Annotated in this window: 18 protein-coding genes and 1 tRNA gene; 3 read left to right on the top strand and 16 right to left on the bottom strand. The window is 70.9% G+C overall.

The annotated features are described in order from the left end of the window. Positions 1-7: 7 nt before the first annotated feature. From DEI85_RS07160 to DEI85_RS07130, 7 genes are all read right to left on the bottom strand, one after another. Complete coding sequence (locus DEI85_RS07160) at positions 8-802, bottom strand: F0F1 ATP synthase subunit delta (RefSeq protein ID WP_111124234.1); 795 nt, start codon at positions 800-802, stop codon at positions 8-10. A 2-nt stretch (positions 803-804) separates the two neighbouring features. After that, positions 805-1,359, bottom strand: a complete 555-nt coding sequence (locus DEI85_RS07155; RefSeq protein WP_110859012.1) for a F0F1 ATP synthase subunit B — start codon at positions 1,357-1,359, stop codon at positions 805-807. Positions 1,360-1,368: 9 nt separating this feature from the next. Then, entirely contained in the window at positions 1,369-1,605 is a 237-nt protein-coding gene (gene atpE, locus DEI85_RS07150; protein WP_027465781.1) for an ATP synthase F0 subunit C, read from the bottom strand. Between the two features lie 61 nt (positions 1,606-1,666). After that, positions 1,667-2,527: a F0F1 ATP synthase subunit A gene (gene atpB / locus DEI85_RS07145; RefSeq protein WP_027465782.1), complete on the bottom strand. Its 861-nt coding sequence runs from the start codon at positions 2,525-2,527 to the stop codon at positions 1,667-1,669. Positions 2,528-2,634: 107 nt separating this feature from the next. Continuing rightward, positions 2,635-3,126: a Cg1360 family ATP-synthase-associated protein gene (locus tag DEI85_RS07140; protein WP_258369795.1), complete on the bottom strand. Its 492-nt coding sequence runs from the start codon at positions 3,124-3,126 to the stop codon at positions 2,635-2,637. Next, positions 3,123-4,349: an MraY family glycosyltransferase gene (locus DEI85_RS07135; protein ID WP_027465783.1), complete on the bottom strand. Its 1,227-nt coding sequence runs from the start codon at positions 4,347-4,349 to the stop codon at positions 3,123-3,125. The genes DEI85_RS07140 and DEI85_RS07135 overlap by 4 nt, the downstream gene beginning before the upstream one ends. Beyond that, positions 4,346-5,020 (bottom strand): L-threonylcarbamoyladenylate synthase, encoded by a 675-nt coding sequence (locus DEI85_RS07130; RefSeq protein ID WP_111124233.1) that lies wholly within the window; start codon positions 5,018-5,020, stop codon positions 4,346-4,348. The genes DEI85_RS07135 and DEI85_RS07130 overlap by 4 nt, the downstream gene beginning before the upstream one ends. A gap of 37 nt (positions 5,021-5,057) precedes the next feature. On the opposite strand from DEI85_RS07130, the gene DEI85_RS07125 reads away from it, so the two are divergent. Next, the gene (locus DEI85_RS07125) at positions 5,058-5,711 is read left to right on the top strand and encodes an HAD family hydrolase (RefSeq protein WP_181419980.1); all 654 of its coding nucleotides are present in this window, start codon (positions 5,058-5,060) and stop codon (positions 5,709-5,711) included. 494 nt (positions 5,712-6,205) lie between these two features. On the opposite strand, the gene prmC is transcribed toward DEI85_RS07125, so the two are convergent. The 9 genes from prmC to argS all read right to left on the bottom strand — a co-directional run bounded on the left by prmC (position 6,206) and on the right by argS (position 18,310). Next, entirely contained in the window at positions 6,206-7,081 is an 876-nt protein-coding gene (gene prmC / locus DEI85_RS07120; protein ID WP_111024548.1) for a peptide chain release factor N(5)-glutamine methyltransferase, read from the bottom strand. A gap of 25 nt (positions 7,082-7,106) precedes the next feature. After that, complete coding sequence (prfA, locus tag DEI85_RS07115; protein ID WP_110859015.1) at positions 7,107-8,189, bottom strand: peptide chain release factor 1; 1,083 nt, start codon at positions 8,187-8,189, stop codon at positions 7,107-7,109. Between the two features lie 3 nt (positions 8,190-8,192). After that, entirely contained in the window at positions 8,193-10,526 is a 2,334-nt protein-coding gene (gene rho, locus DEI85_RS07110; RefSeq protein ID WP_111124232.1) for a transcription termination factor Rho, read from the bottom strand. Positions 10,527-10,706: 180 nt separating this feature from the next. Beyond that, a complete protein-coding gene (gene thrB, locus DEI85_RS07105) occupies positions 10,707-11,645 on the bottom strand; it encodes a homoserine kinase (RefSeq protein ID WP_027465788.1) in 939 nt (312 codons plus the stop codon). 77 nt (positions 11,646-11,722) lie between these two features. Further along, positions 11,723-12,802, bottom strand: a complete 1,080-nt coding sequence (thrC, locus tag DEI85_RS07100) for a threonine synthase (protein ID WP_111124231.1) — start codon at positions 12,800-12,802, stop codon at positions 11,723-11,725. Between the two features lie 86 nt (positions 12,803-12,888). Further along, positions 12,889-14,196, bottom strand: a complete 1,308-nt coding sequence (locus tag DEI85_RS07095) for a homoserine dehydrogenase (protein ID WP_027465790.1) — start codon at positions 14,194-14,196, stop codon at positions 12,889-12,891. Between the two features lie 65 nt (positions 14,197-14,261). After that, a complete protein-coding gene (lysA, locus tag DEI85_RS07090; protein ID WP_110859017.1) occupies positions 14,262-15,683 on the bottom strand; it encodes a diaminopimelate decarboxylase in 1,422 nt (473 codons plus the stop codon). Between the two features lie 58 nt (positions 15,684-15,741). Beyond that, entirely contained in the window at positions 15,742-16,497 is a 756-nt protein-coding gene (locus DEI85_RS07085) for an LmeA family phospholipid-binding protein (RefSeq protein ID WP_111124230.1), read from the bottom strand. A gap of 142 nt (positions 16,498-16,639) precedes the next feature. Next, entirely contained in the window at positions 16,640-18,310 is a 1,671-nt protein-coding gene (gene argS, locus DEI85_RS07080; RefSeq protein ID WP_110859019.1) for an arginine--tRNA ligase, read from the bottom strand. Positions 18,311-18,369: 59 nt separating this feature from the next. Between argS and DEI85_RS07075 the strand changes: the two genes are divergently transcribed. Together DEI85_RS07075 and DEI85_RS07070 are read left to right on the top strand one after the other, a co-directional pair. Then, on the top strand, positions 18,370-18,945 hold the full coding sequence (locus DEI85_RS07075; RefSeq protein ID WP_110859020.1) for a hypothetical protein: 576 nt from the start codon (positions 18,370-18,372) through the stop codon (positions 18,943-18,945). A gap of 147 nt (positions 18,946-19,092) precedes the next feature. After that, positions 19,093-19,164, top strand: a tRNA-Arg gene (locus DEI85_RS07070). Positions 19,165-19,378: the final 214 nt, after the last annotated feature.

The following is a 19,378-nucleotide window of genomic DNA, read 5'->3' as shown; positions in this document are numbered from 1 at the left end:
CGTACGCCTAGCCGGCGAGCTGGAGCCGGAGCTCCGAGAGTCGCGTGGACACGGTGCCGTCGATGACGTCGCCGCCGATCTGCACCCGGACCCCGCCGACGACCGTGGGGTCGACGACCTGGTTGATGCTGATGTCCTTGCCGTACCGCTCGGACAGACCGCGCGTGACGCGGGCCGACTGGGCGGGGGTCAGTGGCGTCGCCGTGACGACGGTCGCGACGAGCTTGCCGGCCTGCTCGGCCACGATGCGCGAGGCGTCGCGGACGATCTCACCGATGCGGCGGCCGCGGGGCTGCTGCACCAGGGCCGACACGATCGTGATCGTCTGCTCCGATGCCTTGGCACCGAGGAGCCGCTCGACGAGCGCGCCCTTCTGCTCGGGGCTGCCGAGCTTGGTGCCGAGCGCCAGCTCGAGGCCGGCGTCCGAGCGGACCGCGGTCTCGAAGGCGAACAGCTCCGACTCGATCGACGAGTCCGGACCCGCGGTGGCAGCGACGGCGCGGATGCCCGCGTCCTCGATGCCCGCGAGCAGGTCCTGCTGCGAGGACCAGCGCGAGCCGGCCACCGCGGTCAGGACCGCACGCGTCGCGTCCGACTGTCCGGCGAAGACACGGTCGATGAGGACCTTCTTGCCGGCCGCGTCGGCCGTGGGGTCGGACAGCAGCCCGAGCAGCTGCGGCGCACCGGCGATCGCACGCCCGGAGGTGAGGATCTCGGCACCCGCGGCCAGGCCGGCGCTCGGACCGAGGTCCGACAGCACCGCCCTGGTGGACGCGAGTGCTTCTCTGGTAGCGCTGCGCATGCTCAGTGCTCCCCCGTCTTCGTGGCCTGCGAGGCCTCGAGGTCGGCGAGGAAGCGGTCGACCACTGCGGTCGACTTGGCGTCGTCCTTGAGGGACTCACCGATCACACCGGACGCGAGGTCCAGCGCGAGGGTGCCCACTTCGGACCGGAGTGCCTGGACGGCGCTCTGGCGCTCGGCCTCGATCTGCGCCTGGGCGTTGGCCGTGATGCGTGCTGCATCGGCGGCCGCCTGCTCGCGGACCTCGTTGCCGATCGCCGTGGCGTCGGCGCGGGCCTGCTCACGGATGCGCGATGCCTCGGCGCGTGCATCGGCGAGCTGCTTGTTGTACTCGTCGAGCGCAGCGGCAGCCTGCTCCTGAGCGGCCTCGGCCTTCTTGATGCCGCCCTCGATGGCCTCGGTGCGCTCATCGAGCATCTTCGTGATGCGCGGCGTGACGACACGCCACATCACCAGGAAGATGATGACGAAGGCGAGCGCCGACCACACGATGTCGTACACCGGCGGGATCAGCGGATTGTGCGCTTCCTCCGCCGCGATGATGAGTGCGTTCTGCATCGAGGAACCTTAGTTGGTGAAGATGAAGTACGTGGCGATACCGATGAAGGCCAGGGCCTCGGTGAAGGCGATACCGATGTACATGAGGGTCGTCAGGCGGCCCTGGAGCTCGGGCTGGCGAGCGACGGACTCGATCGTCTTACCGACGACGATGCCGACACCGATGGCCGGGCCGATCGCTGCGAGGCCGTAGCCAACCGTCGCGATGTTGCCGTTGATCTCCGCGAGAACGGTCGTTGCGTCCACGTGTTTTCCTTTCGAGGTGCGGGTCCGACGGTCGCCGGTCCCGTAGGGGGTCAGTGAGGAATCAGTGCTCGTCGGCCAGCGCCAGCTGGATGTAGACGGCGGTGAGGAGCATGAAGACGTAGGCCTGCAGCAGCGCGACGAGGACCTCGAAGAAGCTGAACGCGATGCCGAACGCGATGGTCCCGACGCCGAAGGCCTTGAAGCCGAGCGAAGCGTCGAAGAAGAAGAACTGCGTGGCCGAGAAGAACAGCACGAGGAGCAGGTGCCCCACGACCATGTTCATCAGGAGTCGCAGCGTCAGGGTGACGGGACGGAGCACGAAGGTGGAGACGAGCTCGATCGGCGTCACGATGATGTACAGCGGCCACGGAACCCCGGGCGGGAAGAGCGAGTTCTTGAGGAACGTGCCCGGGTGCTTGCGGAGACCGGCGTAGATGAAGGCGAGGTACGCGACGATCGCCAGGATCATCGGCATCGCGATGCGGCTGGTGCCGGCGAGGTTCATGCCCGGGATCAGACCGGTCAGGTTCATGAACAGCACGCCGAAGAAGATCGTCGCCAGGAGCGGCAGGAAACGCTTGCCGTCCTTCTCTCCGAGGTTGTCGAAGGTGTTGCGACGGACGACGTCGAACGCGTACTCGATGAACGCCTGACCGCGGTTCGGCACGAGCTTCAGTGCACGGGTACCCACGAACGCGAACACCAGGAGCACGGCGACGGCGAAGAAGCGGATGAGGACGACCCGATCGATCTCGAACGGCGTCCCGGCGAAGAAGATCGCATCCGGGAAGAACTCGTTGATCGACGGACCATGGAACTCGGCGGCCTTGCTGCTCCCCGCCGCGACGGTGTCAACCGCAGCGGAGAGGGACAGGGGAAGAGCGTGGGATAGCAGCGCTGTCTCCTGTGTCGGCGCGCGCACATCATGGCACGCGATGGTGGACGTTGTGGAGGCTCGCCCGCCCCGAGCGAAAGGCTCCGGTAGCGGACTCCGAGAAGCCTATCAGGTGCGAGAGGCTTCCCGGCTTCTCAGATGCGGGGGGCCGGGTTCCCAGGGTCCGCGGAGTCGTCGAGGCCGTCTCCTGGCAGCCGGACGCCGATCGGGATGCGGGCCTTCGCGACGGCGACGACGTCGATCACCAGGGAGCCGACGACCCCCGCGATGATCACGATCGCCAGCACCGGGAAGTCGACCCAGTCGCGGTCCTTGAGCAGGACCAGCAGCACGATGAAGACGATGAACTTGAGCAGCCAGGTCCCCATCACGATGCCGAAGAAGGCACCGGAGATCATCTGGCCCTTCGAGACGCGCAGCGCGACGAGGACACTGACCGCGGTGAGCCCGAGGAACACGACGCTCAGCACCGCGCCGAGCAGTCCCCCGACCAGTCCGGGGCCGTCCGCGACGAGGAACCCGATGAGCCCGCCGACCACCGCGAGGGCGACGGCGAGGACCGCTCCCCAGGTGATGATGCGGCGGAACACCGGCCGGACGTGGTCGAGCGCGTTCGGTGCGGTCACGTGATGTCTCCAGGGATCGTGCGGTCGTTGGCGGCCCGGTCGAGCGGGTCGAGGCTGGCGTCTACCACGGCGGCGGAACGGTTGGCGGTCTGGGCGGCGATCTCGGTGCGTTTCCGGCCGAGCGGCGCGAACGTCGCGACGGCGCAGACGGTGAAGCCGACGGACACGAAGACGACGACCCAGTACCAGTCCACGAAGAGGAACAGCAGGCACCCGAAGGCGACGGTCGCGGTCCACGCGTAGAAGATCAGCACCGCGTGGAAGTGCGAGTGCCCCATGTCGAGCAGGCGGTGGTGCAGGTGCTTCCGGTCGGCCGAGAACGGCGACTTGCCCGCGCTGAGCCGTCGGGTGACCGCGAGACCGAAGTCCAGGATCGGCACGATCAGGATCGCGAACGGCAGCAGGATCGGGATGAACGCCGGCAGCAGCGCCTGGCGTGTCTGCACCGCCGCCGGGTCGATGTTGCCCGTGACCGACACCGCGCTCGTGGCCATCAGGAACCCGACGAGCAGCGCGCCGGCGTCACCCATGAAGAGCTTGGCGGGGTGCCAGTTCAGGATGAGGAAGCCGAAGCAGGCCCCGACGAGCACCGCGGTGAGCAGCGACGGCAGGTTGAAGAAGAACTCGGTCTGCACGACCACGCGGTTGATGAAGAACGTGTAGAGGAAGAAGACCCCGCCGGCGATGATCGCGACGCCGGCCACCAGGCCGTCGAGCCCGTCGATGAAGTTCACCGCGTTCATCACGAGCACCACCGCCAGCACGGTGAAGATCAGGCTCATGTACGACGAGCCGACGCCCAGCGTGTTGCCGATGGGCAGCGAGACGATCGCGACGCCCTGCCAGGCGAGGATGCCCGCCGCGATGATCTGCCCGGCGAGCTTCGTCATCCAGTCGAGGTCCCAGATGTCGTCCGCGACGCCGAGGACCACGATGATGGTCGCTCCCCCGAGCACCGCGAGCACGCGGCCGGGTTCGGAGAACACGAGCCGGAAGTAGTCGGTCCCCGCTATCGACGGGAACAGGAACCAGGCCGCGAGCAGCGAGACGATGACGCCGATGTACATCGCGATGCCGCCGAGCCGCGGCGTCGGGGTGCGGTGCACGTCCCGCTCGCGGACCTGCGGGTACCACTTGTACTTCAGCCCGAGCTTCCAGACGATCAGGCTCATCACGAAGCTCACGACCGCGGCGATGGCCCCGGCGAGCAGGTAGTACTTCATGTGACGAGGTCGGCTCCGACGACCCGGATGATCTCCTCGTCGGGGATCACCCCGTGCCGGACGATGCGGAGCCCGCCGCCGTCCGACAGCCCGGTGGCGTCGACGATGGTCGACCCGGTGCTGGCCTCGAAGCCGTCGTGCACCTCGACGGGTCCGCCGTCCAGGTAGATCGCGACGCTGTCACCGAGCATGCGCTCGGCGTCGTCGGCGTCCATCGCGGCCGGGTCGCCCGTGGAGTTCGCGGACGAGACCGCGAGGGGCCCGACCTCCTGCAACAGCTCGAGGGCGATCCGCGAGTCCGGCATCCGCAGCGCGACCGTGCCACGCGTCTCGCCGAGGTCCCAGTCGAGCGACGGCTGTGCGTGCAGGATGACGGTCAGCCCGCCCGGCCAGAACTCGGCCACCAGGTCGCGCACCGGCTGCGGGACCTCGCTGGCGAGGGCGTCGAGCGTGGGCGGACCGGGGATGAGCACGGGCGGCGGCGACTGCCGCGTGCGGCCCTTCGCGTCGAGCAGCCGCTGCACGGCCGTCGCGCTGAAGGCGTCCGCGGCGAGGCCGTAGACGGTGTCGGTGGGGACCACGACGAGCTCTCCGCGTCCGAGGGCGGCACGTGCGAGCCGCATCCCGGTCAGGAGCCCGTCGGAGTCGGTGCAGTCGTATCGGGATGCCATGACTCGACGATGATAGTGCGACAGAATGGTGGACATCGTGAACGAGACGCCCGCACCCCCGCTCCTGTTCCTCTTCGACATGGACGACGTCCTGGTCCGGTACGACTGGCAGGTGCGCATGGCCGCACTCTCCGAGTTCACCGGACACGAGTTCCAGGAGCTCCGTCGCCGCTGGTGGGACTGCGGCCACGAGATGCGTGCCGAGGCCGGTGGGTTCGCCGACGGCGACGAGTACCTGGCCGCGTTCGAGCGTGCGATGGAGTGCGACGTCCCCGAGGCCGAATGGGCCCGGATCCGCGGCGCGGCCATGACCGAGCTGCCGGAACGCATCGAGGCGGTCCGGATCGCGAGCGAGCACGGGCGTGTCGGGCTGCTCACGAACAACGGTCCGCTCGCCGGCCGCTGGATCCACGAGTGGGCACCGTCCCTGCCCGAGGTCTTCGGCGAGCACCTGGACACGTCGAGCAACTTCGGTGCCCGGAAGCCCGAGCCCGAGGTCTTCCAGCGTGCGGTCGCGCACCACGGGGTCCCCGCGGAGCGCACGTTCTTCGCCGACGACATGCCCGAGAACGTGGCGGGTGCCCGGAGCGTCGGCATCCACGCGGTCCTGGTCGAGCACGACACCGACCTGCGCGAGCACGTCCGCGCCTTCGTCGCGGCACAGCAGCGCGAGGCCTCCCCCGTCGCGTAGCCCGCCACGCCCGTTCCTTCCCATCGCGGTCGCGCTGGAAAGCAAGAACGGGCATACCTGGTCATCCCGTACGACCCGGTACTCCCGATCCCACCAGGTACGCCCGGATCCACCCGGCACATGCACGCGCGGGCGAGCGACGGGAGGCCCGCCCCGCGCCCGCCACGCCCGTTCCTTCCCAGCGCGGTCGCGCTGGAAAGCAAGAACGGGCACACCTGGTCATTCCGAACAGCCCGGTACGCCCGATCCCGCCCGGTACGCCCGGATCCCCCCGGCACACGCACGCACGGCCGAGCGACGGGAGGCCCGCCCCACGCCCGCCACGCCCGCTCCTTCCCATCGCGGTCGCGCTGGAAAGCAAGAACGGGCATACCTGGCCTTCTCGAACAGCCCGGTACGCCCGATCCCACCAGGTACGCCCGGATCCACCCGGCACGCGCGGATCCACCCGGCACACGTACGCACGGCCGAGCGACGGGAGGCCCGCCCCACGCTCAGCGCGTCGCGGTGGTCGTGCGGTCGCGCCCCGTCAGGTCGACGTGCGTCTCCGGGGTGCGGAACCCCCGGCGCGCCAGGACCTGGCGGACGCCGGCGCCCTGCGGCTCGGCGTGCTCGACGACCAGGACTCCCCCGGGCACCAGCAACCGCCAGGCGGTCTCGGCGAGTGCCCGGACGGCGTCGAGGCCGTCCGGCCCGCCGTAGAGCGCCATCGCCGGGTCGTGGTCGCGGACCTCGGGGTCGATCGGGATCGCGTCGTCCGGCACGTACGGCGGGTTCGACACGACGACGGACACCGTGCCGTCGAGTTCCGGCAGTGCGTCGGCGAGGTCGCCCTCGACGAGTCGGACCGTCCCGCCGTGGGCGTCGACGTTGCGCCGGGTCCAGGGCAGGGCCTCTGCTGACCGCTCGACGGCGTAGACCACGGCGTTCGGCACCTCGGTGTCCATCGCGATCGCGATCGCACCGCTGCCGGAGCCCAGGTCCACGGCGATCGGCTCGGGGACCGCGGTCGCCCGCAGCGCGTCGATGCCGAACTGCACGACACCCTCGGTCTCCGGACGGGGTACGAACACGCCCGGTCCGACGGCCAGGGTGAGCGCGCGGAAGTACGCCTGCCCGGTGATGTGCTGGAGCGGCTCACGGGTGGCCCGGCGGGCGACGGCGTGCCGGAAGCGCTCGACGTGCTCCGGCGCGATGCCGCCACCGATGAGCGCACGGGCCTGGACGGCACCGCGCGAGGTGTCGGTCGCCCACGCGAGCAGCAGCTCGGCGTCGACCCGGGGCGTGGGGACGCCGACGGCGACGAGCGCCGCGGTCGCCTGCTCGAGCAGGCGATCCGCGGCGTACGTGAGGGGCGTGTCGGCGGTGATCCGGGCCTCCAGGCTGGGTGTGCGGTTACGCGTCCTGGTCGCCGATGGCGGCCAGACGTGCCTCTTCGTCCGCCTGGATGGCGGACTGGATGACGGGCTCGAGGGCTCCGTTCATCACGCGGTCGAGGTCGTACGCCTTGTAGCCGGTGCGGTGGTCCGCGATCCGGTTCTCCGGGAAGTTGTACGTGCGGATGCGCTCCGAACGGTCCATCCCGCGGATCTGCGACTTTCGCGCGTCCGAGGCGATCGCGTCGAGCTCCTCCTGCTGGCGCGCGAGGATGCGTGCGCGGAGCACGCGCATGCCGGCCTCGCGGTTCTGCAGCTGCGACTTCTCGTTCTGCATCGCCACCGTGATGCCCGTGGGCAGGTGGGTGATGCGGACCGCGGAGTCCGTCGTGTTGACGGACTGTCCGCCCGGGCCGGAGGACCGGTAAACGTCGATCTTGAGGTCGTTCTGGTTGATCTGGACCTCTTCGGGCTCGTCCACCTCGGGGAACACCAGCACGCCGGTGGTCGAGGTGTGGATGCGCCCCTGCGACTCGGTCTGCGGCACACGCTGGACGCGGTGCACACCGCCCTCGTACTTCAGGTGGGCCCAGACGCCCTGGGACGGATCGGTCGTGTTCGACTTGATCGCGACCTGGACGTCCTTGTAGCCACCCAGGTCGGACTCGGTGCGCTCGAGGAGCTCGACCTTCCAGCCCTTGGTCTCGGCGTAGTGCGAGTACATGCGCAGCAGATCGGCCGCGAACAGCGCCGATTCCTCGCCGCCTTCCCCGCCCTTGATCTCCATGATCACGTCACGGCCGTCGTCGGGGTCACGCGGGATCAGCAGCCGGCGGAGACGCTCCTGGCGTTCCGACAGCTGCTCCTCGAGCCCGGGGACCTCGTCCGCGAACGCCGAGTCCTCACGCGCGAGCTCCTGGGCGGCGGCGAGGTCGTCCCCCGCCGCCTGCCAGGCCTCGTACGCGGACTTGATCTGGTTGAGCTCGGCGTACCGCCGGTTCACCTTCTTCGCCCGGGCCGCATCGGCGTGGAGCGCGGGGTCCGACAGCTGCTGCGTCAGGTCCTCGTGTTCCGCCAGCAGCCCTGCCACCGACTCGAACACGCGTTACTCCTGGTGACCGTTGTGGTGGGCGCCGGTCGTGGGGACCGACTTCTGCACCTGCACCAGGAACTCGACGTTCGACTGCGTCTCCTTGAGGTTCCGCAGCACGATCTCGAGGGCCTGCTGCGGGTCGAGCCCGGCGAGGGCCCGGCGCAGACGCCAGGTGATCTTGACCTCGTCGGCGGAGAGCAGCTGCTCCTCGCGACGGGTGCCCGAGGCGTTCACGTCGACGGCGGGGAAGATCCGCTTGTCGGCGAGGTGACGGTTCAGGCGGAGCTCCATGTTGCCGGTGCCCTTGAACTCCTCGAAGATGACCTCGTCCATCTTGGAGCCGGTCTCGACGAGCGCGGTCGCGAGGATGGTCAGCGAGCCGCCGTCCTCGATGTTGCGCGCGGCACCGAAGAAGCGCTTCGGCGGGTACAGCGCCGCCGAGTCGACGCCACCGGACAGCACGCGGCCCGACGGCGGGGTCGACAGGTTGTACGCACGGCCCAGACGGGTGATCGAGTCGAGCAGCAGCACGACGTCGTGGCCCAGCTCCACCAGGCGCTTCGCACGCTCGATGGCGAGCTCGGCGACGGTGGTGTGGTCCTCGGCGGGACGGTCGAAGGTCGAGGCGATGACCTCGCCCTTCACCGTGCGCTGCATGTCGGTGACCTCTTCGGGCCGCTCGTCGACGAGGACGACCATCAGGTGCGCCTCGGGGTTGTTCTTGGCGACGGCGTTCGCGATGGCCTGCAGCACGACGGTCTTGCCGGCCTTCGGCGGGGACACGATGAGACCGCGCTGGCCCTTGCCGATCGGCGACACGAGGTCGATGATGCGGGTCGACAGCTTGCCCGGCTCCGTCTCGAGGCGCAGGCGCTCGTTCGGGTACAGCGGGGTGAGGTCGTTGAAGTCGACGCGGGCCGCGGCCTCGTCGGCGGACTGGCCGTTGATCGACTCGACGGCGACGAGCGCGTTGTACTTCTGGCGGCTCTGCTGCTCGCCGTCACGCGGCTGCTTGATCGAACCGACGACGGCGTCGCCCTTGCGCAGGTGGTACTTCTTCACCTGGCCGAGGGAGACGTAGACGTCGCTCGGGCCCGGCAGGTAACCGGTGGTGCGGACGAACGCGTAGTTGTCGAGGACGTCGAGGATGCCCGCGATCGGGATCAGGACGTCGTCCTCGGTGACCTCGGGCTCGAAGTCGTCGTTCTGGCCGCCACGGCCGCGCTTGCGGTCGCGCTGGCGACGGCTGCGGCCGCTCTCGGCCTCGTCGGCGTGCTGTTGCTGCTGCTGCTTCTGCTGACCGCTGGTCTGCTGCTTCTGCTGACCGGCGTTCTGCTGCTGCTTCTGGTCGGCCTTGTCGTCCTGCTTGGCCTCGGCCTGCTTCGGCTGGTCGTTCTGCTTCTGGCCGCCGTTCTGCTGGCCGTTCTGCTGGCCGTTCTGCTGCTCGCCGCCGTTCTGCTTCGGCTGGTTCTGCTGGTCGGCGCCGTTCTGCTTCTGCTGGCCGGCGTTCTGGCCGCCGTTCTGGCCGCCGCTCTGCTGGTCGGCGCCGTTCTGCTGCTCGCCGTTCTCGGCGTTCTGCCCACGGCCACGACCGCGACCACGGCTGCGACGACCGCGACGCGAGCCGCCCTCGCCCTGCTCGGAGTTCTGGTCGCCCTGGTCGTTCTGGTCGCCGGACTCGTTCTGGTCCTGGTCGGCCTGCACGGCGGACGTCGGGGCCTGCTGGCCCTGCTGGCCCGCCTGGCTCGGCTGCTCGGCCTCGGCGGGCGTCGACGCCTGCTGGCCCTGCTCGGTGCCACGCTGGTCGGTGCCACGCTGCTCGGCGTTCCGCTGGCCACGGCCACGGCGCTGCGAGCCGGACTGCGCGGCCTCCTGGGCGTCCTTCTCGGCGCGGACCTGGTCGAGCCCGGCAAGGAGGTCCTCGGTGCCGGTCTGGCCGTGGTTGGTGTGCTCGGCGGCCGAGGTGGGCGCAGCGTTCACGGTGCCACCGGACGACGCGCGGCGCGAACGACGGGCACGGCTCGGGGCTGCTGACTCGGCGGGTGCCTCGGAGTCGGCGACGGGCGCCTCGGCAGCCGGCTGCGCGGGGGTCTCGGCGGGCTCCGACAGGGTCGGCTGCTCGGTGGCGGCCGGCTCGGCGGGGGTCTCGGCGACGACGGCGGCGGCCGGGGCGGCCGGCGTCTCGTCGACGGGACGCTTGTCCTCGATGGAGGCGATCAGGTCGCCCTTGCGGAGCTTGGAGAGCCCGGTGATGCCGAGCGAGGAGGCGATGCGCTGGAGCTCCGGGAGACGGAGGGCACGCAGGTCGCTGGGGATCTCCACCTGGGCGGAATTGTTGTCGGTCAAGGTCGGTGTTTCCTTTCGAACCGCAGAACGCGGAGAGTTTCCACCGTCCCGGATGCAGGGTGAGCATCGACCGCCGTTCAGACGACGGATCGGGATTCGGTGATCAGAAAGAGATGCACACTCGCGCACCGGACCCTGCGACGTCGCAGGAGCTGTCCTGAGGACGAGCGATCCGTACGGTTACGCGGGTTCGGCTTCGAGCGCCGAGTGCGCTGCCACTGTAGCACCACCGAGATCGACGGCCAGCATGAGCGGCCGCCAGTCGGATTCGGCGTGTCGCTGCACCAGTTCGGCGGCGGTCAGGCGCTGTGCCGGGTCGCTGCCGAGGACGAGCAGGCTCGGCCCGGCACCGGAGACCACCGCGGCGAGGCCGTGCTGTCGGAGCAACCGGATCAGGGCGTCGGTCTCGGGCATGGCGCTGGCACGGTACGCCTGGTGCAGACGGTCCTCGGTCGCGGCGAGCAGCAGCTCGGGGCTCTGGATGAGCGCGGCGACGAGCAGCGCCGAGCGGGAGACGTTGAACGCGGCGTCGGCGTGCGGGACCTGCTCGGGCTGCAGGGAGCGCGCGAGCTTGGTCGAGAGCGTCGAGGTCGGCACGAACACCACCGGGGCGACACCGCGGTGCACCAGGAGCCGCTTGTAGGCCGGGCCCTCAGCGGTCATCCACGCGATCGTCAGGCCGCCGAAGAGCGCCGGCGCGACGTTGTCCGGGTGGCCCTCCATCTCGGTGGCCAGGGTCAGGAGCGTCGAGGCGTCGAGGTCGACGATGCCCTCGAGCAGCCCGCGGGCAGCCATGAGCCCCGCGACGATCGCCGCGGCGGACGAACCGAGGCCGCGGCCGTGCGGGATCGCGTTCGTGGCGTGCAGCTCGAGACCGGGCTGGTCGACACCGGCGTGCTCCAGGCCGCGACGGACCGCACGGACGACGAGGTTCGTGTCGTCCGTGGCGACCTCACCGGCACCGACGCCCTCGACCGTGACGGTCGCGCCGGGTTCGCGGCGGACGCGCACCACGACCTCGTCGTAGAGCGAGAGCGCGAGGCCGAGCGAGTCGAAGCCGGGGCCGAGGTTCGCCGACGTGGCCGGCACCCGGACGCGCACCGCCGATCCGGTCGGCAGCGCACGGACCGCCCGTCCGGCCGGTACAGCGCTGCGGGCGGTGACGCCCTCCCCCGGTCCGGACGAGCGGTCGGAGATCACTGCTCGCTGACCAGACCGAGCACGTCGGCGATCGACTTCGTGTCGACCGGCACGCTCGTCGGGGTGACCTCGCCGCCGTCCGGCGTGCGGAGGGCCCACTGCGGGTCCTTCAGGCCGTGGCCCGTGACCGTGATGACGACCTTCGCGCCCTTCGGCACGACGCCGGCGTCGGCACGCTCGAGCAGCCCGGCGACACCGATGGCCGACGCGGGCTCGACGAAGACGCCGACCTCGGCCGACAGGATGCGGTGTGCCGCGAGGATGGCCTCGTCGGTGATGGCACCGAAGTAGCCGTCGGTCTCCCGCTGCGCCTCGAGCGCGAACTGCCACGAGGCCGGGTTGCCGATGCGGATCGCCGACGCGATGGTGTCGGGGTGCCGGACGACCTCGCCGTGCACGATCGGGGCGGAACCGGCGGCCTGGAACCCGAACATGCGGGGCAGCTTGGTGCTGCGGCCGGCGGCGACGTCCTCGCGGTAGCCGCGCGAGTACGCGGTGTAGTTGCCCGCGTTGCCGACGGGCAGGAAGTGGAAGTCCGGCGCGTCACCGAGGACGTCGACGACCTCGAACGCGGCGGTCTTCTGCCCCTCGATGCGGTCGTTGTTGACGGAGTTGACGAGGTGCACCGGGTAGTTCGCCGCCAGGTCGCGGGCGATGTCGAGGCAGTCGTCGAAGTTGCCCTGCACCTGCAGCAGCTGGGCGTCGTGGGCGACGGCCTGGCTGAGCTTGCCCATGGCGATCTTGCCCTCGGGCACGAGCACCGCGGCCGTGATGCCGGCGTGCGTGGCGTACGCGGCGGCCGAGGCGCTGGTGTTGCCGGTCGAGGCGCAGATGACGGCCTTCGCGCCGTGCTCGACGGCCTTCGAGATCGCCATCGTCATGCCGCGGTCCTTGAACGAACCCGTCGGGTTCATGCCCTCGAACTTCACGTAGACCTCGGCGCCGGTGCGCTCGGAGAGCCGACGAGCCGGGATGAGCGGCGTGCCGCCCTCACCGAGCGTGACGATGGGCGTCGCCTCGGTCACGTCGAGTCGGTCGGCGTACTCGCGCAGGACTCCCTGCCACTGGTGGGCCATCAGGCTTCTCTCTCTGTCCGGTGGGGTGGATCTGGTGGTGGTCGGCTCGGTGAGCCTGCTGGTCGGCCTGGAGGCCCGTGGTCGCGTCAGCGACCGACGACGCGCAGGACGCTGGTGACGTCCAGGACGACGTCCTCGCCACGGAGGGCGACGACGGTGTCCGCCAGGTCGGCCTCACGCGCCAGGTGGGTGCCGATGACGAGCGTCGCGGTCCCCTCGGCTGCGCCGGTGGTGGTCTGCTCGACCGTCTCGACACTGACGCCGTGCTTCGCGAGCACGCCGGCGACGGTCGACAGCACGCCGGGGGCGTCCGTGACGTGCAGGGTGATCTGGTAGCTCGTGCGGACGGTGCCGATCGGGAACACCGGCAGCTCGGACTGCGTCGACTCGGCGACCCCCGGGCCGCCGATGACGTGCCGACGGGCAGCGGAGACCAGGTCGCCGAGGACCGCCGAGGCCGTCTCGACGCCACCGGCGCCCGCGCCGTAGAACATCAGGTCGCCGGCGGCCTCGGCCTCGACGAACACGGCGTTCTTCGCACCGTGCACGCTCGCGAGCGGGTGCGACTCGGGCACGAGGGCCGGGTAGACGCGGGCGCTGACGCCCTCGCGGCCGTCCTCGTCGGTCAGACGCTCCGCGGTCGCCAGGATCTTCACGACGTAGCCGGCCTTGCGGGCGGCGCGGACCTGGTCGATCGTGACGTGGGTGATGCCCTCGCGGTGCACGGCGGCGAGCGGCACCGAGGTGTGGAACGCCAGCGAGGCCAGGATCGCGGCCTTCTGCGCGGCGTCGTAGCCCTCGACGTCTGCGGTCGGGTCGGCCTCGGCGTACCCGAGCTCCGTCGCGGTGGCCAGGGCGTCCTCGAACGTGGATCCCTTGCGGTCCATCAGGTCGAGGATGAAGTTCGTGGTGCCGTTGACGATGCCCATGATCCGGACGATGCGGTCACCGGCGAGCGAGTCGTGCAGCGGACGGATGATCGGGATCGCCCCGGCCACGGCGGCCTCGTAGTAGAGCTGCGCGCCGACCTGCTCGGCCGCGGCGAAGAGCTCCGGGCCGTGGGTCGCGAGCAGCGCCTTGTTGCCGGTGACGACGTCCGCGCCCGACTGCAGGGCCTGGAGCACGAGGGTGCGCGCCGGCTCGATGCCGCCGATGAGCTCGACGACGATGTCCGCGCCGAGGATGAGCGATGCAGCGTCCGTGGTGAAGAGCTCCGCCGGCAGGTCGACGTCGCGCTGGGCGTCCACGTCGCGCACGGCGATCCCGACGAGCTCCAGCCCGGCACCGGCGCGCGAGGCCAGCTCGTCGCCGTGCTCGAGGAGCAGTCGCGCGACCTGGGAACCGACCGAGCCGGCCCCGAGCAGCGCGACACGGACGTTGCGGTATTCGATCATCTGGTAGCGGTTCCTGTCGGTGGGGGCGCGCCCTGCGGGGTGGGCGGACCCGGTCGGGTCGGGGGTCAGCGGCCGGTGCCGTCGGCGGGCACGGCGGTGACCCCGGTGTCACGGGCGAGGAGGTCGTCGATCGTCTCGCCCCGCACGAGGATACGGGCTGCACCGTCCGCGACGGCGACGACCGGCGGGCGGCCCACGTGGTTGTAGTTGCTCGACAGCGCCCAGCAGTAGGCACCCGTGGCCGCGACGGCCAGCAGGTCGCCGCGCTGCACGTCGCCGGGCAGGTACTCGTCGTTCACCACGACGTCGCCGCTCTCGCAGTGCTTGCCGACGACGCGGCTCAGCACCGCGGGGGCGTCGGAGGTGCGGGCGAGCCGGGCCGTGTAGTCGGCGCCGTACAGGGCGGGACGGATGTTGTCGCTCATCCCGCCGTCGACCGAGACGTACGTGCGGGTCGCGCTGCCGCCGTCGTCGGTCTCGAGCGTGACGGGCTTGATCGTGCCGACGCGGTAGAGCGTCACCCCGGGCGGGCCGATGATGTAGCGGCCCGGCTCGACGGCGATGTCCGGCACCGGGATGCCGCGCTCGGTGCAGGCCTCGCCGATGATCGTGGCCAGTGCGTCGGCGACGTCCTCGGGGGCGAAGGCCGAGTCGGCCTCGGTGTAGTCGATGCCCCAGCCGCCGCCGAGGTTCAGCTCGGGCACCGGACCGGAGGCCACGAGCGTCGCGTGCACGTCCATGAGCCGGCGTGCGGCCTCGCGGAAGCCGGCGTCGTCGAAGATCTGCGAACCGATGTGCGAGTGCAGCCCGACGAAGGCGAGCGAGGGCTCGGCGCGGACGGCTGCCGCGGCCTCGACGGCCTCGGACAGCGGGATGCCGAACTTCTGGTCCTCACGAGCGGTCGCCAGGTACTCGTGGGTGGACGCGTGCACGCCGGTGTTGATCCGGATGCGGACACGCTGCACGACCCCGGCGTCGGCAGCGGCACGGGCGACGCGCTGCACCTCTTCGTGGCTGTCGAGCACGATCGTGCCGATGCCGACCTCGACCGCGCGAGCGATCTCGGCGTCGGACTTGTCGTTGCCGTGGAAGCCGAGCCGGCCGGGGTCGATGCCGCCGGCCAGGGCGACCGCGAGTTCGCCGGCGGTGCAGACGTCGACGCGCAGGTCGGCCTCGGCCATCCACGCGACGACCTGCGTCGTCAGGAAGGCCTTGCCGGCGTAGTAGACGTGCGCGTGGCTGCCGATGCGCTCGAACGCCTCGGCGAACGCGTTCCGCACCCGGACGGCGCGCGACTGGACGTCACGCTCGTCGACGACGTACAGGGGCGTGCCGAACTGCGCGACCAGGTCGGTCGCGCTGATGCCGCCGATCGCCAGGGTGCCGTCGTCGGTCCGCGTCGCGGACGCGGGCCAGATGCGGTCCACCAGTTCGGAGGCGTCCGTCGGGAACCGCAGCCGCGGCGGTGCAAGGGGGTTCTCGCTCACGGGACCCGATCCTACCGACGCGAGCCGATCCTCCAGGCCGCGTTACGCACCCGTCCGCTCAGTCGCAGCTGCCGACGGTCCGCAGGCCGTCCTCGTTGAGCGGCAGCGCGTCCGCGGTGATCCGGACCGTGGCGTCCGACCTCGACACGTCGAGTGAGCGCACCCGCAGCGCCTCGGGCAGGAACTGCGCGGTGCAGACCTGTACCGGGACGCCGGTGACGCCCGGGATCGAGTCGACCTTGAGGCCGAGGTCGGAGTTCGTGATCCGGACGCTCTCCGGGGTGATGGTGATGCCGCGGCCGTCGTCCTGCGCGACGACGGCGCCCTTCGCCGCGTAGGTGATGTCGTAGCCGAGCACCGACGACGAGCCCGTCAGTTCGACGCCGCCGTCGACCAGGTTCAGTCGGTCGAACAGCGGGCTGTACTTCGCCAGGTCCTTGACGCTCGACGACGCCAGGGTGACCGTGCCGTCCACGTCGCGGACGTCGCCCTCGCCGTCCACGGGGACGTCCTGCGCGGTGACGTCGGCGGCGAGCGGGATGCCGTCGACCGTGAGCTTCGCCGAGGAGATCTCGACGCGGTCGAGCGTGCCGCTGATGAGCTGCGGGATGACGATGCCCTCGGCGTGGGCGTCGACCTCGCCGGTCGTGCCGTCCGGCAGCGACTGCTCGACCTGCTGGGCGATGATCCGGTCGACGACGCCGCGCAGCACGAACTCGGCGATCACGACGAGGGCGGCGAGCACGACGACGACCACGAGCAGGACGACGGGCCAGCGGCGGCGCGTGGTGGGACGTTCGGTGGCTGCGGGCATGCGTCCCACCCTGCCAGTCCGGTCTGCGGCCCAGCTGCGGCCCGGCTGCGGGCCGGACGCAAAACACCGGTGTTCGCGCTCGACACCGCGGAATGCGGGTGTCCGGTGCGCGAACACCGGTGTCTTGCGGACGGGGCGACCGCTACATGCGGGACGGAGCCGACACGCCGAGCAGGCCGAGACCGTTGCGGACGACCTGCCCGGTGGCGTCGTTCAGCCACAGGCGCGTGCGGTGCAGGTCGGTCACGGGCTCGTCGCCGAGGGGCGTGACACGGCAGGAGTCGTACCAGCGGTGGTACAGGCCGGCGAGCTGCTCGATGTACCGCGCGATGCGGTGCGGCTCGCGCAGCTCGGCGGCGTGCCGGACGACCCGCGGGTACTCGGCGAGGGCTCCGAGGAGGGCGCTCTCGGACTCGTGGGTCAGCAGCGAGGCGTCGAACACCGACCGGTCGACCCCGGCCGCCGCGGCGTTCCGGGCCACCGACTGCGTGCGGGCGTGGGCGTACTGCACGTAGAAGACGGGGTTGTCGTTCGTGCGCTTCGTGAGCAGGTCGAGGTCGATGTCGATCGCGGTGTCGCTGGCGAACCGGACCAGGGCGTACCGGCCGGCGTCGACACCGACGGCGTCGACGAGGTCCTCCATCGTGACGATGGTGCCGTTGCGCTTCGACATGCGCATCGGCTCGCCGTCCTTGAGCAGGTTGACCATCTGCCCGATCAGGATCTCGAGGTTCTTGCCCGGCTCGTCCCCGAACGCGGCGCACATCGCCATCATCCGGCCGACGTAGCCGTGGTGGTCGGCGCCGAGCATGATCAGGTTCCGCTCGAACCCGCGCTCGCGCTTGTCGAGGTAGTACGCCAGGTCGCCGGCGATGTACGCGGGCTCGCCGTCCGACTTGATGACGACGCGGTCGCGGTCGTCGCCGAAGTCGGTCGTGCGGAGCCACTCGGCACCCTCGGCCTCGTACATCACGCCGGCCGACCGCAGTCGGGCGATGGCACGCTCGACGGCCTTCGACTCGTGCAGCGCGTTCTCGTGGAAGTAGACGTCGAAGTCGACGCCGAAGTCGTGCAGCGACGACTTGATGTCGGCGAACATGAAGTCGACGCCCTCGCGACGGAAGAGCTCCTGCGCCTCGTCGCGCGGCAGGTCGCGGACGTCGACGCCCGGCTCGAGGGTCGCGATGACCCGTGCCGCGATCTCGGCGATGTAGGCGCCGCCGTAGCCGTCCTCGGGCGTGGGCTCACCGAGTGCGCTGGCCACGAGGGAACGGGCGAACCGGTCGATCTGCGCGCCGTGGTCGTTGAAGTAGTACTCGCGGGTGACGAGTCCGCCCTGCGCCTGGAACACGCGCGCCAGGCTGTCGCCGACCGCGGCCCAGCGGACGCCGCCCATGTGGATCGGGCCGGTGGGGTTGGCGGAGACGAACTCCAGGTTGATCCGGACGCCGTCGTACAGGTCGCCGGTGCCGAAGGACTCGCCGCCGTCCACGATGGTGCGGGCGATCTCACCCGCGGCAGCCGCCTCGAGCGTGATGTTGATGAAGCCGGGGCCGGCGACGTCGACCGAGTCCACGCCGTCGAGCTCGGTCAGCTCGCCGGCGATCTCGGTCGCGAGCTCGCGCGGGTTCGTGCCGAGCCGCTTCGCGAGCTGCATGGCGGCGTTCGAGGCCCAGTCGCCGTGGGCGCGGTTCTTCGGACGCTCGAGCACCACGTGGGACTCCTCGATCGTCACGGTCTCGGACGCGCCTCGGCGCTCGACGATCCCGGTCAGGATCGACAGGTACGCGGCGGAGAGTTCGGCAGGAGTCACGAGGATCGATCCTACCGGGACGCCCAGGTCCGCACCGATCGATGCAGCATCATGTCGGGATGACCCCCCGCAGCCGTGCCCGGGCGCTCACCGTCGCCACCCTCACCACCGCAGCAGCCCTCGTGCTCGCCGGGTGCTCGGGCGGCGGGGACAGCACCCCGTCGGCCACTGCGACCCCGGCGGGCAAGCCGGTGTCGCAGACCTGCGCGGAGCTCCTGCCCGCGAGCGCACTGTCGGTGTACGGGCAGACCTTCGAGCTCGACGACTCCTTCACCCCGGCGAAGGGTTCCCCCGCCGCGACCATCGCGAAGCAGCAGGGTCGCGTGTGCCGGTTCGTCAGCACCGACGCGGACGCCACGGCGATCACGCTCGCGGTCGCCGACCTGCCTGAGAAGTCGCTCACCAACCTGAAGGACGCCCTGTACGAGCGGGGCGGGTCCGTCCCCACCTACCGGGTGGAGGGGTACTTCGCCCTGAGCGGCGACGTCGGCCGCGCGGACGCCTTCGCCGACCCGTACTGGATCACCGCGCAGTCGACCTTGTTCACCGAGCCGGGTGGGGCGCAGCCCGTCGTCGACGCGGTGCGGGCCGCGCTGCAGCCGTCCGCGTCGGCGACGGCCACGCCCGCGGGCTGACGCGGCACTGCGGCCGCGCACCGTGCGGCCTGGAGGCCCGGGGCGGGCCCGCACCGCGCCTCCCGGGCACCCGTCGTGACGTCCACGGCGCGACACGCGCTGTCCAGGAGCACCCGCCGGACCTGCTACGGTTGTTGACACCCCTTGGCCCCCATAGCTCAGGGGATAGAGCACTGCCCTCCGGAGGCAGGGGCGGAGGTTCGAATCCTCCTGGGGGCACTGGAAATCGCCGGCCAAGGTGACGTCTCCGCTCCGCGGAGTCGGCACCGGCCGATGTCGCCTGCGGCGGCCTTCCCCCGTTGAGACTCCTCCGGGTGCGTCGCCGGCCTCGTGGCTGGGTGCTCCTCGACGGTGAGCAGCAGGACGAACCCCGTGCTCCTCGACCGTGAGCAGCAGGACGAACTGCGCGGCGCGCAGCGGGTCCGCCCGGTAG

This window comes from Curtobacterium sp. MCBD17_026, from assembly GCF_003234895.2.
Taxonomy (GTDB): domain Bacteria; phylum Actinomycetota; class Actinomycetes; order Actinomycetales; family Microbacteriaceae; genus Curtobacterium; species Curtobacterium flaccumfaciens.
Note: the sequence above shows the minus strand (reverse complement) of the source record. Positions and strands in the feature narration are given on the sequence as shown.